The organism is Desulfosoma sp., from assembly GCA_037481875.1.
Classification (GTDB): domain Bacteria; phylum Desulfobacterota; class Syntrophobacteria; order Syntrophobacterales; family DSM-9756; genus Desulfosoma.
Genome location: JBBFKY010000006.1, coordinates 174,888 through 188,273, shown reverse-complemented (window position 1 = coordinate 188,273; position 13,386 = coordinate 174,888). Strand labels below are relative to the sequence as shown.

The 13,386-nt window shown below is 57.5% G+C and carries 15 protein-coding genes and 3 tRNA genes; all 18 read right to left on the bottom strand.

Going from position 1 to position 13,386, the window contains the following annotated elements; genetic code table 11:
- Nucleotides 1-44: 44 nt before the first annotated feature.
- Nucleotides 45-383 (bottom strand): DUF86 domain-containing protein, encoded by a 339-nt coding sequence (locus WHS46_10120; protein ID MEJ5349028.1) that lies wholly within the window; start codon nucleotides 381-383, stop codon nucleotides 45-47.
- On the bottom strand, nucleotides 380-667 hold the full coding sequence (locus WHS46_10115) for a nucleotidyltransferase family protein (protein ID MEJ5349027.1): 288 nt from the start codon (nucleotides 665-667) through the stop codon (nucleotides 380-382). Before WHS46_10115 ends, WHS46_10120 begins: the two co-directional genes overlap by 4 nt.
- Nucleotides 657-842: a hypothetical protein gene (locus WHS46_10110; protein ID MEJ5349026.1), complete on the bottom strand. Its 186-nt coding sequence runs from the start codon at nucleotides 840-842 to the stop codon at nucleotides 657-659. Before WHS46_10110 ends, WHS46_10115 begins: the two co-directional genes overlap by 11 nt.
- Entirely contained in the window at nucleotides 839-1,528 is a 690-nt protein-coding gene (locus WHS46_10105) for an ATP-binding protein (GenBank protein MEJ5349025.1), read from the bottom strand. Before WHS46_10105 ends, WHS46_10110 begins: the two co-directional genes overlap by 4 nt.
- Before the next feature lie 9 nt (nucleotides 1,529-1,537).
- Nucleotides 1,538-2,536, bottom strand: a complete 999-nt coding sequence (locus WHS46_10100; GenBank protein ID MEJ5349024.1) for an RNA-binding domain-containing protein — start codon at nucleotides 2,534-2,536, stop codon at nucleotides 1,538-1,540.
- Entirely contained in the window at nucleotides 2,533-4,089 is a 1,557-nt protein-coding gene (locus WHS46_10095; protein MEJ5349023.1) for a class I SAM-dependent DNA methyltransferase, read from the bottom strand. The genes WHS46_10100 and WHS46_10095 overlap by 4 nt, the downstream gene beginning before the upstream one ends.
- A gap of 470 nt (nucleotides 4,090-4,559) precedes the next feature.
- A complete protein-coding gene (locus tag WHS46_10090) occupies nucleotides 4,560-4,985 on the bottom strand; it encodes a gamma-glutamylcyclotransferase family protein (GenBank protein ID MEJ5349022.1) in 426 nt (141 codons plus the stop codon).
- 532 nt (nucleotides 4,986-5,517) lie between these two features.
- A tRNA-Asn gene (locus WHS46_10085) sits at nucleotides 5,518-5,593 on the bottom strand.
- Nucleotides 5,594-5,902: 309 nt separating this feature from the next.
- Nucleotides 5,903-6,892, bottom strand: a complete 990-nt coding sequence (gene porB, locus WHS46_10080; protein MEJ5349021.1) for a pyruvate synthase subunit PorB — start codon at nucleotides 6,890-6,892, stop codon at nucleotides 5,903-5,905.
- On the bottom strand, nucleotides 6,893-8,068 hold the full coding sequence (locus tag WHS46_10075) for a transketolase C-terminal domain-containing protein (GenBank protein ID MEJ5349020.1): 1,176 nt from the start codon (nucleotides 8,066-8,068) through the stop codon (nucleotides 6,893-6,895).
- Between the two features lies 1 nt (nucleotide 8,069).
- Nucleotides 8,070-8,342, bottom strand: coding sequence for a 4Fe-4S binding protein (locus WHS46_10070; GenBank protein MEJ5349019.1), 273 nt, complete (start codon nucleotides 8,340-8,342; stop codon nucleotides 8,070-8,072).
- 24 nt (nucleotides 8,343-8,366) lie between these two features.
- Nucleotides 8,367-8,915 carry a pyruvate ferredoxin oxidoreductase subunit gamma gene (locus WHS46_10065; GenBank protein ID MEJ5349018.1) on the bottom strand — a complete coding sequence of 183 codons (549 nt, stop codon included), beginning with the start codon at nucleotides 8,913-8,915 and terminating at the stop codon, nucleotides 8,367-8,369.
- Nucleotides 8,916-9,085: 170 nt separating this feature from the next.
- On the bottom strand, nucleotides 9,086-9,694 hold the full coding sequence (recR, locus tag WHS46_10060) for a recombination mediator RecR (GenBank protein MEJ5349017.1): 609 nt from the start codon (nucleotides 9,692-9,694) through the stop codon (nucleotides 9,086-9,088).
- A gap of 47 nt (nucleotides 9,695-9,741) precedes the next feature.
- On the bottom strand, nucleotides 9,742-10,068 hold the full coding sequence (locus WHS46_10055; GenBank protein ID MEJ5349016.1) for a YbaB/EbfC family nucleoid-associated protein: 327 nt from the start codon (nucleotides 10,066-10,068) through the stop codon (nucleotides 9,742-9,744).
- A 16-nt stretch (nucleotides 10,069-10,084) separates the two neighbouring features.
- Nucleotides 10,085-11,983: a DNA polymerase III subunit gamma/tau gene (gene dnaX, locus WHS46_10050; protein ID MEJ5349015.1), complete on the bottom strand. Its 1,899-nt coding sequence runs from the start codon at nucleotides 11,981-11,983 to the stop codon at nucleotides 10,085-10,087.
- A gap of 37 nt (nucleotides 11,984-12,020) precedes the next feature.
- A tRNA-Ser gene (locus tag WHS46_10045) sits at nucleotides 12,021-12,114 on the bottom strand.
- 68 nt (nucleotides 12,115-12,182) lie between these two features.
- A tRNA-Ser gene (locus WHS46_10040) sits at nucleotides 12,183-12,278 on the bottom strand.
- On the bottom strand, nucleotides 12,255-12,758 hold the full coding sequence (gene tadA, locus WHS46_10035) for a tRNA adenosine(34) deaminase TadA (protein ID MEJ5349014.1): 504 nt from the start codon (nucleotides 12,756-12,758) through the stop codon (nucleotides 12,255-12,257). The genes WHS46_10040 and tadA overlap by 24 nt, the downstream gene beginning before the upstream one ends.
- Nucleotides 12,759-13,386: the final 628 nt, after the last annotated feature.

Genomic DNA, 13,386 nt, shown 5'->3' with positions numbered 1-13,386 from the left:
GCGTCTGACCTGTCAGCCACCAGCGCACGCGACGGATCTCATGTCTACTCCTCCAGCTGCCGCAGGAGCGCCTCGACGGCGCCCTTGAAAGCGGGCAGATCGCGCTCCACGGTCTTCCAGACCTCCCCGAGGTCTACTCCGAAGTACTCGTGAACCAGCACGTTGCGCATGGCGACGATCTGAGACCAGGGAACCTCAGGGTGCGCCTCGTGAAAGGTCCGGCCCAGGTTGGCCGCCGCCTCACCGATGATCTGAATGTGGTGGAAGATCCAGACCTGGATGAGCTCGTCCTGCTCGAAGGCCTCGCGGCCTCGGGAGGCGTAGCGCTCGATCCGAGCGATGGCATCCAGGATGTCCCGCAGGCGCTCCTTCGGGTCTCTCATAGGGGCACGGCCTCCTTGAGCACCCGATCCCGGATGCGGGGCTTGATGCCGCGATCGCTCACCACGTCCACCTTGCGGCCGAGCAGCTCCTGCAGTTCGAGCCAGAGCGCCGCGTGGTCGAGCAGGCTGCGTCCGGGCTCGAATTCGACAATGAGATCGATGTCGCTTTCCTCGTCCGCTTCGCCGCGGGCCACAGAGCCAAACACGCGCACGTTGCGGGCGCCGTGCTTGGCGGCGATCCGCAGGATCTCCTCCCGTCTCTCCATTAGCTGCTCAAAGGTCATAGCCCAGCTCCTTGAGGTTCCTAGCGATGGCCGCATCCAGCCGCGCGGCCTCGGCCTGCTGCCACCCCGTACCTGCCGAGAAACACACGCACCGCACAAATAAACGCACACGTGCATTTTTATCGACGGCGCTCAAATATATGAGCGGTTCTCCAAAACTTATGAGCGCGCTCATATTTTTTGCCCCCGCTCATATCTGGCCGCCTTTCGCTCGCCGTGACGGATGAGGCGTCCATCCTCAACGAGCCTGGCTAGCAAACGCGTCGCTTGGTACGGGCCGATCCGGCACAGCTCCGCCGCCACCTTGCGCGTGATACGCCTGTGCTTTTCCACATACTGCAGTACCATCTGCTCCTGCTGCAGCGGTTCGAAGCCCCGCTGGCGCACATAAGCCGCAGGCTTGCCTAGGCGGCGGTAGGTGGTGGCCGAAAGGTGCCAAGAGCGCCCCTTGCGCTCGCCCCGCGCCTCAATAAGACCCATTTCCACGAGGCGGTTGAGCACAGCCCTGACTTCGGCTGCCGGTTTCTGGGTGAAACACACAGCTTCCTCGGTGGTCAGACGCCGGTCCTGCCAAAGGGCATTCAGGATGAGCAGGTCATCCAGTCCAAGTCCACGTCCGGCTCGGGATTCCTCAACTACCAGACGAACAAAATCGAGATTGGCCTCGCCGCCTGGGAGAAGGAGCACCACCCCGCTTTCATTGCTGCGTTCATAAGACGGCACGGGCCGGCCATTGCGTAGCTGCTCGTAAAAGATGGTATCGATGCCCCGGGCGGTGCGCTCGACGATGCACGCCCGCTTGAATGCGTCGGCGAGCAAGGGGTTACGCGGCCGAGGCTGCGTCACCAGCAAGTTGTCCAACCTGACACCCTAGGGGAATCCGCCTGGGTTTGAGATTTCCATGTGGTCAGGGTGCCATTGCACGTGCACAGCCCCAAGACGAGTATAGTCGCGATGCACCAGCGCATTGGCCAATCCCTCTCGAAAAGCCGCCGGAGAATAATCCGGAACACCGATCCGGAAAAGTCCTACCTGGATTTCCTCTTCTCGGTTCCGAGCGGCAAAGCGCTGTTCGAACTCTTCCAGGACGCGCAGGAGCGGCCAGCGGAAAAAGTCGTTGACCTCCACTTTTTGCCCCTTGAGAACTTGGAAGGCAACTTCGTGGGTAGGGAGGAGCCGTCGCAGCGCCTCTTCCTTGCCAAAGAGCAAAAGGCCTAGCACCCGAATGGCGTGGACTTGGTCGTTGGCTTCCACCGCTCCCAGCGCCTTGGCTAGATCTAAGTCGGAGAGCTGGAGGAGCGTCACGTCGCCGTTTCGGCGTTCGCGGATACTCCGGCGAAAGCGCTCAAATGCCAGCGGATCTAAATCCCCCCAGCGGGCCTCGGGTATCACCAGAGCCGAGTAGTCCTCAACGCCCCGGTCTGCTTGCCGCGCGTGCATTTCGTGGAAGTACATCGGGACGCAGCAGGGTTTGCCATCACTGCCCAAGGCGCGGCGGAGATACTTCCCGCCTGTGGTAGCCACGGGGGTTGGAGATGTAGGCACTTCGATGGCTAAAACCTCTTTGTCTTCCCAAGGCACGACGAAAACACGAACGCTCAGCGATGGACGCGTGCGATTGGCGATGAGTGCAGCAAGCCGTAAGGGATCGGTGCGACCAGATTCTTGTCTGGGGCGGGCACCGGTCACGCGCCCGTCATCCTCGACCCCAATGAGGAGCCAGCCGGGGGTGCTGGCCGAACGGTTCGCTAGGCACACAATGGCTTCCACCAACTCGTTGTCCGAGAGAGCATTGCGCTCTTCTCCTTTGAACTCAACGTCCAGCGCCTCGCCACACTGAAGAAGCTCTTGAAGCTGTTCCGGCGTCATCGTCCCAGATTCCAAAATCCAAGTTTTTTTAAATTTGCCTCAATCGCTGCCTCCAACCGCGTCGCCTCGACCTGTTGATCGCGCAGTTGGGCCACGAGCCGTTGCATCTTTTCCTCGAAGGGCTCATCGTCGTCCTTGACCGCTTCGGTTCCGACGTAGCGGCCCGGCGTGAGCACATAGCCGTGCTTGCGGATCTCCTCCAACGTGGCGCTCTTGCAAAAGCCGGGCACGTCCTTGTACTCACCCACCGCCTTCTCCCCTCTCCAGGCGTGGTAGGTGCCGGTTATCCTTGCGATGTCCTCATCGGTGAGTTCGCGGTGGGTGCGGTCCACCATGCGGCCCATTTTGCGCGCATCAATGAAAAGTACCTCGCCGCGCCGGTCCCGGAAGCGGCCGTTCTTCTTATCCCGGGCCAGAAACCACAGACAGGCAGGGATCTGCGTTGAGTAAAAGAGCTGCCCCGGCAGCGCCACCATACAATCCACCAGATCGGCCTCGATGATGTTCTTGCGGATTTCGCCCTCGCCCGATTGGTTGGAGGACATCGAGCCGTTGGCGAGTACAAAGCCAGCCACGCCGGTTGGGGCGAGATGATGGATGATGTGCTGCACCCAAGCAAAGTTGGCGTTGCCCGCAGGCGGTATGCCGTATTTCCAGCGTTTGTCGTCCTTGAGGTATTCGAGCCCCCAATCGGACATGTTAAAAGGCGGATTGGCAAGGATGAAATCGGCTTTGAGGTCGGGGTGCAGGTCGCGGCGAAAGGTGTCGGCGTGTTCCTTGCCGAGATTGCCGTCGATGCCGCGAATGGCCAGGTTCATCTTGGCCAGTCGCCATGTGGTATGGTTGGACTCTTGGCCGTAGATGCTGATGTCACCGATTTTGCCGCCGTGGGATTCGACGAACTTTTCTGACTGGACGAACATGCCGCCTGAGCCGCAACAGGGGTCATACACGCGGCCTTTGTAGGGACTGAGCATCTCGACAAGGAGTCGAACGACGCAGCGGGGCGTGTAGAACTGACCACCCTTTTTCCCCTCGGCACTGGCGAACTGAGAAAGGAAGTACTCGTACACCCGGCCGAGAATATCCTTTGACCGATTTGCCTTGTCGCCCAATCCGATGTTGCCGATCAAGTCAATCAGTTGGCCGAGCCGCTGCTTGTCGAGACGCGGGTGGGCGTAGTCCTTGGGCAGCACGCCCTTGAGTGAGGGGTTTTCGCGTTCGATGGCGAGCATGGCGTCGTCGATGACCTTGCCGATGGTCGGCTGCTTGGCGTTGGCCTTGAGGTTCGACCAGCGCGCCTCTTTGGGCACCCAAAATATGTTGACGGCGCGGTACTCGTCGGGATCTTCCGGGTCGGCTCCCTGGGCTCGTTCCGCTTCCAACCTGGCGCGTTGTTCCTCGAAGGCGTCTGAGATGTATTTGAGGAAGATCAAACCGAGCACGACATGCTTGTACTCGGCGGCGTCCATGTTGGAGCGCAGCGCATCGGCGGCACGCCAAAGCTCAGACTCAAAGCCGAGATTCGCGCCGTTGTTCGTGTCTTTGGCCATGTCAGCTCTCCTCTCCGGGGAAGAATTCCTGTAAGAGGCACTTGCCCCGCTCGCCCAGAGCCCGGGCCAATTCCTCAATCTGTTTAAGTGCCAGCGGTGGTTTATGTTTTTCGAGTTCGCTCGTCATCTGTGCTCACCCTCCGGAAACGTCAACTTGCCCTGACCGGATATCTTCTTACAAAAGCTCTACAGTTGGGTCTTTGCGAGCTTGGCAGGCTCGGATAGACCGTTCTCCCATCGGTTGACGGTCGCTTAACTGACGCCGAGCTGCCGCGCCAGGTCTTCCTGGCTCAAGGAAAGCTCACGTCGTATCTCTTTTACCAATGCCGAAAGACTTCGACCGTCTGTGTCCGTTCGCTGCACCTCTCGTCTGAATAACAGACTACGGCTCCTGCTCGAATTTAATGACGTATGTTATATCGTTGGCAAGAGAAAAGCAAAGGAAATCCGTGGGTTGATCGAGTCGGCTTTCACGATCGCCATTTGCCTGACGGAAGCGGATTGAAACCGAGATATTCAGTTACATCAGCAACATAGAGCCATGCCGGAACCACGATTCCGTGGACCTGCGCCGAAGTCAGGATGCGCCGGTACAGGCAGGGGCCGTCGGGATGAAATCCCTCCAGTCGGTCAATGGCCGGAAGGCGGGTCTCTGGGTCGTCGAAGCTCAGAAGCTCCCCGTACACGGGCCCCCAGGGCGGGCCTGTGCCCTTCTTCGGAGGCCGGTTGGGGATTAACTCGGGATTGGGCGTGTGGGCCACGACGCGCGCTTGCGTGGCCGCGTCGGCGGGCGGATTGTTGGTCCCGACGGTGAGGATGTCCTCCTCCGGAACAATCAGGACGGGGATTCCGGAGGGTGTCTCGAAGAGGCGGCCGCGGACCACGACGTCATCCACGGTCAAGACGCCTCGGCAGAAGCGGTCGTGGTTCCAGAAACCGTGCTTCGGTATGCCGTGGACGAAGAGTCTTAGCATTCCGTTTGTGTTTGCGTTCGAGGGTTCTGTTGGATTCATTGCTAGGTGTCAGGTTCCGGATGATGAAAGCGAACCTCTTCAACGGCCTCCTTGTGCACCCCTAAAATCAGATTGTGCCCCCTTCAGCGACGTGTTTTGAGGGACTTACTGGACTAAAATCGGTCAGTGTGGGCTCTTTTACGACAAACTTCCGCTAACTCGCGAATGAAGGCTTCGCGCGGGCACGGAGCAGTAAAGCTTCTTTCCGTAAACGCCTCAGGGTCTTCAACTAGCGCTACATTGCAGCGGCTCGGTATGCGATTGGCGCAAATCGGCGGGAAGTCATGTCGAATCGGGTCAATGAGCTCGCGGGCGTCAGGCGGCACGGTCATGCCGGAAACGACAAGACCCCGAAGGGATCACCCCACGGGGTCTTACGTTCGCGAAAAACCGCTGAAATTCACGGATGAATTCTTGGCTCCCCGGGACGGACTCGAACCGCCAACCTAGTGGTTAACAGCCACCCGCTCTGCCGATTGAGCTACCGGGGAATGGAGGCGCTTTCAAAAAGGTCTTCCCGAAAGCGCCGCGCATCAGTAGCAAAGGCAGGGCTTTTTGTCAAGGGCAAACCCAACCGCTACCACAAGATGTCCGAAATCCTCTCAAACCGCTGCATCGAAGACCGTTTCGAACCAGGGGCGAGGCGATACATCGCCCCGCCAAACTGGAACCTGGAGTTTTTTCCGGAACGTCGGCTTTCGGCCGGCAAGTCGTGCAACCTGAAGGCCCTCGCTTCCAGGAAGACAACCGCTTTCGAACACCGTTCCGGGACGCCGAAAACCACATGCGCCCTTCAACACTCAGTCTTCCTTGGCTTCCTCGGCTTCCTTCTTTTCGGGCTCACCGCTCATGGCACAGCGTCGCAGCAGCTCTTCGTATTCTTCGTCCACGCGACGCTGAATCTCTTCAATGTCCTTTTCCGTCAGGTGCCGAAAGCGGCGCTGCACCTTGAAGTATTCACTGACCGGCTTGGGTTTCGCGATCTTTCGTGACAAAATCCATTTGCCGTCAATGACTTCATAAAGCGGAAAGACTTTGCTTTGCACCGCCAACCGAGCCACCTCGATGGCCAAATCCGTTTCATGACGCCATCCCGTCGGGCACGGTGAATAGATGTGCAAATACGCCGGTCCCGGAATCATGGCCGCCTTTTTGACCTTGTTCATGAGATCCAGAGCAAAGGCGGGTGACGCGGTGGCCACGTACGGAATGCCGTGAGCCGCCGCAATGTAGGCCACGTTCTTTTTCCAGGTGCGCTGCCCGATGCTTTTCTTACCCGGAGGTGACGTGGTGGTCATGGCTCCGTAAGGGGTCGACGAAGAACGCTGAATTCCCGTGTTCATGTAGGCTTCGTTGTCCAAACAAACATAGATGAAATTATGTCCCCGTTCCAGAGCCCCGCTCAAGGCCTGCAAGCCGATGTCCGCCGTGCCGCCGTCCCCCCCGTAGGCCAAAAAGACCACATCGGGTTGATTGATTCTCCCCTTGCGGTTCAGCGCCTTGTAAGCCGATTCCACACCGCTTATAACCGCTGCGGCGTTTTCAAAGGCCACATGAATCCAAGGCACCCGCCACGCCGTCTGCGGAAAGGGCGAGGTGACGATTTCCATGCACCCTGTGGCACTGGCTACAATGACGTTTTCTCCCAAAGCCTTAAGCACTTGACGCAGCGCCAGAATCTCGCCGCACCCCTGACAGGCTCGATGGCCGGGAGAAAGCGGTTCCACTTCGGGGAGCTTCTTCGGGTTGAAGCCCTTGAAATCCTTGAGTGCTTCCGCTGCGATGCCCATTTATTCCCTCACATTCACGATTTCGTATCCCATGGGAAGGCCCTTGGCGAGTCCATCACTCGTCTTGGCCGCCATCATCTCAAAGTCTTCTACCGTCACATCCCGACCGCCCAAGCCGGCAATATAATTCTGCACATAGGGCGATACTCCGTGATCGTAAAGAGCCGCTTTGACTTCCGTGCACAGAGGGCCGCTTCGCGTGCTGAAGGCCATGGCACGATCCACCACGGCCACCGCTTTGGCCGTCTTCAAAACATTGACCAGTTCTTTGGCCGGAAAAGGCCGCCATAGTCTCAAACGCACCAGCCCCACATTCCGGCCTTGGGCGCGCATCTTGTCCACGGCCGTCATGGCCGTCTCGGACACGCTGCCTACGGTCAAAAGCAGAATCTCGGCACCTTCGGTCTTATAGGTTTCCACCGGGTGATACGACCGCCCGAACTGCTTTTCAAATTCCTGCCACGCTTCCACAATCACGGGCAAGGCCCCGTTCATGGCCTCATCCTGAGCCTTCTTGGCTTCCGTGTAAACCTCCGGCATGCCCACAGGCCCGAAGGTCATGGGATTTCGAGGATCCAGCCGAATTTGCGGCTTATACGGCGGAAGATACCGTTGCACTTCGTCCTTGTCCGGAAGCCAGATAGGCTCGATCATGTGCGTCAAGGTAAAACCGTCCAGATTCACCATCACAGGAAGAAGCACGCGAGGATCTTCAGCCACACGGTAAGCGTGCAACAAAAGGTCCACCACTTCCTGACCGTTTTCGGCCACCGTTTGAATCCAGCCCGTATCCCGGGCCATCATCATGTCCGAATGGTCGTTCCAGATGTTGATGGGGGCGCTCAAAGCCCGGTTCGCCACCGCCATGACGATGGGCAGTCGAAGGCTCGAAGCAATGTAGCAGATTTCGGCCATCAGAGCGTAACCCTGAGAGCTCGTGGACGTGAAGGTGCGCGCGCCGGCCGCCGCCGCTCCCACACAGGTGCTCATGGCACTGTGCTCCGATTCCACGGGCACAAATTCCGCATCCAGATGTCCGTCCGCCACCAATTCCGAAAGGTGTTCCACAATGTGCGTCTGCGGCGTGATGGGATACGCCGCGATCACGTCCACATCGCATAACCCGACCACTTCGGCCGCGGCGATGGAGACTTCCATTCCCACTCTCTTGCCCATCTTACTTTTCCTCCTGTACCATTTGGATGGCGTCCTTGGGACATTCTCGAGCACAAATGCCGCAGCCCTTACAGTAGAAATAATTCGCCTCGTAATATCCCTCGGCCGTCCGAGAGTACACCATATCCGGGCAAAAGATGTAACACTGGCCGCATTTATTGCACAGCTCGTAATTGGTCACAGGGCGCATGGAGCGCCAGTCTCCCGTTCTGAGCCGAGCCGCCGTGCCGGGCTCCGTCAAGGTGCACCCTAACGCCAGGTCCTTCCAACTCACGATTCCCGTTTCCTTGGCCACCGTTTATCCCTCCACCACCGTCTCTTCGTAGGCTCTTTGACAGGCTTTGAGATTCTTTTCCGCAATGGGTCCGAAACGCTTTTCCATAGGGCTCCTGAGAGCCTCCATGGAAATCACTTGTGTGGCCTTGATGAGCGCCCCCAGCATGGTTGTGTTGGTGATAGGCACCCTGAGGGTTTCCACGGCGATGGTACTGGCATCCACCACGGCCAGACGTCTTTTCAAACCCAGGGATTGCCGAATGTCTGCGGGACTGAATTTGGTGTTGACAATAACGATGCCGTCCTCGGGAACCCCGGCTTCCACATCGACGATCTGTAACAAGGTCGGATCCAACACCACCACGATATTGGGGCTGTAGACCTTTTCCCGTGTTCGAATCTGCTGATCGCTCACCCTCACAAAAGCCATGACGGGAGCCCCTCGACGCTCCGGGCCGAAACTGGGAAAAGCCTGGGCAAATTTGCCCTGTTCAATGGCAGCCAGGGCTGTCAGCTCCGCAGACGTCACGCCTCCCTGTCCGCCTCGACCGTGAAATCGAATCTCCACCATAGACATACTCCATATTCTTCGCTGGTTCAGGGCAGGACCGCTTACGCGGCGGTGTCTTGTGGGGGGAGCGGCGAAACGGCCCCGAACGCGTCTTTTCGTTCCCGCTCACCCCACGACCACTCAGGCCTTTATATCGAGTCGATTCCTTGAGGGTCAAGCCATTTTGTGCTTCATTGCACGTGCCGACGCCCCTGCAGGGCTCTTTCCAAAGTGACCTTATCTGCGTATTTGACATCCCCTCCCATGGGAATGCCGGAAGCGATACGAGAAACCCGCACGGGAACCTTTTCGAGCAGCTTCATCAGATAATGCGCCGTCGCTTCCCCTTCACCCGTGGGGTTGGTGGCCAGAATGACCTCCTGAACCTTTTCCTGTTCCAAGCGTTTGAGAAGTTCAGGAATACGCAGATCATCGGGGCCGATTCCGTCCAGGGGGGCCAAAGCCCCTTGCAGCACATGATAACGCCCTTTAAAGGCTCCCGATTCTTCAATGGCCAAAAGGTCGGCGCTGGTTTCCACGACACAGATTTCCCCCGTTTGACGGGAAGCATCGGCGCATATACCGCACAAGGATCCGTCCGTGAAATGGAAACACACGGGGCAGGTGCGAATCTCCCTCTTCAAACGTTGCAGATTTTCCGCCAACCCATGCACGTAGTCGTCGGATGCCTTCAAAAGAAACATGGCCATCCGTGTGGCGCTCTTTTCCCCTATCCCCGGCAACTTCGTCAGCCTCTGGACCAGTTCCCGCAACACGGGCGGATGGGCCTTGGTCACCATACACACAAACCCTTTCTTGATACCGGCACTGTGACTTTTTCAAAAAGCTAGAACAAGCCGGGAATGTTCAGCCCCGGTGGCAGATTGACGCCTCCGGCCAGTTTGCCGATTTCTTCGGCCATCATCTGCTGTGATCTTTTCAAAGCCTCGTTGACCGCGGCCGTGACAAGATCTTCCAGCATTTCCACATCCTGAGGGTCCACCACCTGAGGATCGATCCGGATCTTCAAAATTTCCTGACGCCCATTGGCCACCGCCGTCACCATGCCCCCTCCGGAAGACGCTTCCACCGTGCGATGAGACAATTCCTCTTGGACTTCGGCAAGTCGTTTTTGAAAATTTTTGAGCTGTTGTAACGGATTGAATCCTTTCATCCTCTGTTTCGCCTCCTTACGTCTTTTGGTCGCCCGGCTCGGGGCGGCGTCGAGCGGACTTGTGCGGCCGAACCGGTCGTATTTCGACCAGTTCCCCCCCCAAGATTTCCAAAGCCTGTTGCACCACCGGATGACGCAACACCGAAGCCGCCGTATGGGGGGATTCCTTTCGAGTCCGCGCACTTGTCTGGGGTCGAGTTTTCTTTATGGAAAACTTGATCCGCCAATTCGGCCGTCTCCCTTGAAAGTACTGGGTCAAATACCGTAGAAGCACCTGCTCCGTTTCGCCGTTCTTCACGCTTTCTTCGTAGATTTCCAAAACCTCCACCGTCATCTGGTTCGGCGATGAGACCCTCGCCGTGCTCTGGGTAAGCTTCGCCCCGATGACGGGATCCCTCTGCGACAGCCATCGGCAAAAATCTTCCCAACTCTGAACCGCCTCTTCCAGAACCGGGCCCGCACCTCCCTCCAACAAGCCTTCCTCAAACTTTTCTTGATCCATGATCTCGTTCAAGGGCTCAGAAAAGGGACTTTCAACGGGTGGCAGGGAAGTCTCGACGGAGTCCCTGGAAGGCTGTTCAAGAACGTGAGAAAGTGATGGTTTTTCCGGGAGCATGGGCTTCCGGGATGGTGTTTGTGCGGGCTCAACGGTCGCGCTTCCAGGAAGAAATCCCTCCTCAGACACGCTGCTGGGTTCCCGCAGGCTTTCGAAACCCTTTTCTCGGCTCAAAGCTGAATCGGCCAGCGAAGGTTCCGGCTTTCGATGGGGACCTTCTCGATCGCCTTCTTCCAGCCGCCTTAAAATGTTTTCCAGAGTTTCCGCTTTCGGAAGACAGGCCAGCCGAAGAAGCAACATTTCCAGGGTGACTCGAGGAAGCGAGGCCCTTCGAATATCCTCTTCTCCGGATACGAGAACTTGAAAATACTGGAAGAGATCTTCCACCGTGGTGCGATCCACCAGGCGTTGCAGTCTTTCTTGTTCCCGAGTCAAGCTTTGCGGCGAAGTTTTCGAGGCTTTCGATCCAAAAGACAGCACCAAAAGATCTCGAAACACTTCGCACAGCCTCTGACAAAACCGACGGCTGTCCATCCCACGCCGATAGATACGCTCCACCACATCCAAACACGCCAGGGGATCTCGACCCACAACAGCCTCGGCCGCTTCCAGAACGCTTTCTCGATCCACAATGCCTAAAAGATCCAGAAGTTCCCCGTCTTCCTGATCTTCCCCTTTGAGGGCCAGAAGCTGCTCCATGAGGCTCTGAGCATCCCGCATGCTGCCGTCGGCTTCTCGAGCCACCGCATCCAGAACCGAGGGCGATAAATCCACACCTTCTTGCTGCGCGATTTTGAGCAAATGAGCGAGGATTTCCTCGGTGGTGATCCTTCGAAAATCATATCGCTGACAGCGGCTGAGAATGGTGGCCGGTATTTTGTGCGGTTCCGTGGTGGCAAAGATGAAAACCACGTGGGACGGCGGTTCTTCAAGAGTTTTCAACAAGGCATTGAAGGCTTCCGGCGTGAGCATGTGGACTTCGTCAATGATGTAAACCTTGTAGGCGCTCTTGGCCGGCCGGTATCGAACCGTTTCCCTCAGCTCTCGAATGGAATCGATACCCCGGTTGCTGGCCCCGTCGATTTCCAGCACATCCACCGCTTTGCCTTGAGCGATTTCCAGGCAGTTGGAACAGCGGTTACACGGAACCGGAGTCACCCCAGTTTCGCAATTCAAGGCTTTGGCAAGAATGCGGGCCACCGAGGTTTTGCCGACGCCTCGAGCTCCCGTGAAAAGGTAGGCATGGGCAATGCGACCAGATTGGACGGCATTTTTGAGGGTTCGGGTCACATGGGGTTGCCCGACCACTTCCTCAAAGGTTTGAGGCCGCCATTTTCGGGCCAGAACCAAATAGGACATGGGGATGTCGGGGGCATGGGTTCGTGGAACACAAAAGTGGCGGAGAGAGAGGGATTCGAACCCTCGGTTCCGCTTTTGACGGAACACACGATTTCCAGTCGTGCCCCTTCGGCCAGCTCGGGCATCTCTCCGCAGCGCACTCCATCACATGATGGCAAAGAACAATGGAACCTTCGCAAGCTTTATCGATCCGCGAAACTGGCGGAGAGGGTGGGATTCGAACCCACGTGCCCTGCTCTTCACAGGACAAGTCGATTTCGAGTCGACCCCGTTACGGCCACTTCGGTACCTCTCCGCATCCACGGCGGCTGTCTTTCCGCCGCTGCTGAAAAAACCGGGCAAGGCGTTGCGCACATTCCTCGCTTCGAACCCCACCCAAAGCCGAAACACTATGCTGGAAACACCCTGGCCTTGTCAAGTCCACAACACCACCGGCAGCTCCCGCCTTGGAATCCGAGGCTCCAAAGACCACCGCATCCACCCGTGCCTGGATCAAAGCCCCAAGACACATGGGACAGGGTTCCAGGGTCACGTACAGAATTGTGCCTGAAAGTCGGTAGTTGCGTAGCAAGGCCGAGGCTCGCCGGAGCACCACCATTTCCGCATGGGCCGTGGCATCCCTTAGAGTCACCGTGAGGTTATGGCCACGCGCCCACACCACCCCGTCCCTCCCCACCAAAACGGCCCCCACCGGCACTTCCCCACAGGCCGCCGCTCGATCCGCTTCCTGAAGACTTAAGCCCATGAAATACTCATGATCCAAAACGTCCTGCACCCGTCTTGCCCTTTTCAACCCCGCCCCGTTCTCTTGGAAATATTCCGAAACATTCCCGCTCGCTTGCTTTGGGTCGCCTTGCTTCTTAGTGTAGCTTCAAGACAGGAGCAACTCAAACGCCGGAGGTTCCCCATGACTTTCAAAGATGCCGATCGCGTCCTGCCTTTTTCCCATCGCTGCGGTCTGTCCCAGGTGTATCAGCCCACTCACGCCCATGAAACCCCTAAGAAAAATCCTTGTCCCGACTGCCATTTCTGCCAGCAATGTTCTGAAACTCGCTGCCACGCGTGCCGGAGAAAGGGCTCCCCGAAACGGCGTTTGAGCTTTTCCGAACAAATCGCCCTCTACGAGAGCCTTAACGCTCAACATTCTTCTAAAAAATCCTCCTAAAAACACCCGCTTCATGGAACGGGACAAGGAAAATCTTGAAAACGCAGGAGGGCTTTCAAATTAGGCCAAGCTTACTTTTTCCATGTGATGGAGCGGACTTGCATTTTTTCTTTGACAGATCCTTTCGCCTTTTTTAAGTAAGGAATTGTTTTCACGAACTGTGGCGCGCCGCAGGATGTTCCGTGGGAAGGTGCGCCCATCGAGGTTTCACCGTGGTGGACATGGGTTCCGCCATACG

Excerpts from the sequence above, each read along its gene's own strand:
- WHS46_10120 (MEJ5349028.1), bottom strand. The coding sequence starts at position 383 with ATGAGAGACCCGAAGGAGCGCCTGCGGGACATCCTGGATGCCATCGCT.
- WHS46_10115 (MEJ5349027.1), bottom strand. The coding sequence starts at position 667 with ATGACCTTTGAGCAGCTAATGGAGAGACGGGAGGAGATCCTGCGGATC.
- WHS46_10110 (MEJ5349026.1), bottom strand. The coding sequence starts at position 842 with ATGAGCGCGCTCATAAGTTTTGGAGAACCGCTCATATATTTGAGCGCC.
- WHS46_10100 (MEJ5349024.1), bottom strand. The coding sequence starts at position 2,536 with ATGACGCCGGAACAGCTTCAAGAGCTTCTTCAGTGTGGCGAGGCGCTG.
- WHS46_10095 (MEJ5349023.1), bottom strand. The coding sequence starts at position 4,089 with ATGGCCAAAGACACGAACAACGGCGCGAATCTCGGCTTTGAGTCTGAG.
- porB (MEJ5349021.1), bottom strand. The coding sequence starts at position 6,892 with ATGGGCATCGCAGCGGAAGCACTCAAGGATTTCAAGGGCTTCAACCCG.
- WHS46_10075 (MEJ5349020.1), bottom strand. The coding sequence starts at position 8,068 with ATGGGCAAGAGAGTGGGAATGGAAGTCTCCATCGCCGCGGCCGAAGTG.
- WHS46_10065 (MEJ5349018.1), bottom strand. The coding sequence starts at position 8,915 with ATGGTGGAGATTCGATTTCACGGTCGAGGCGGACAGGGAGGCGTGACG.
- recR (MEJ5349017.1), bottom strand. The coding sequence starts at position 9,694 with ATGGTGACCAAGGCCCATCCGCCCGTGTTGCGGGAACTGGTCCAGAGG.
- WHS46_10055 (MEJ5349016.1), bottom strand. The coding sequence starts at position 10,068 with ATGAAAGGATTCAATCCGTTACAACAGCTCAAAAATTTTCAAAAACGA.
- dnaX (MEJ5349015.1), bottom strand. The coding sequence starts at position 11,983 with ATGTCCTATTTGGTTCTGGCCCGAAAATGGCGGCCTCAAACCTTTGAG.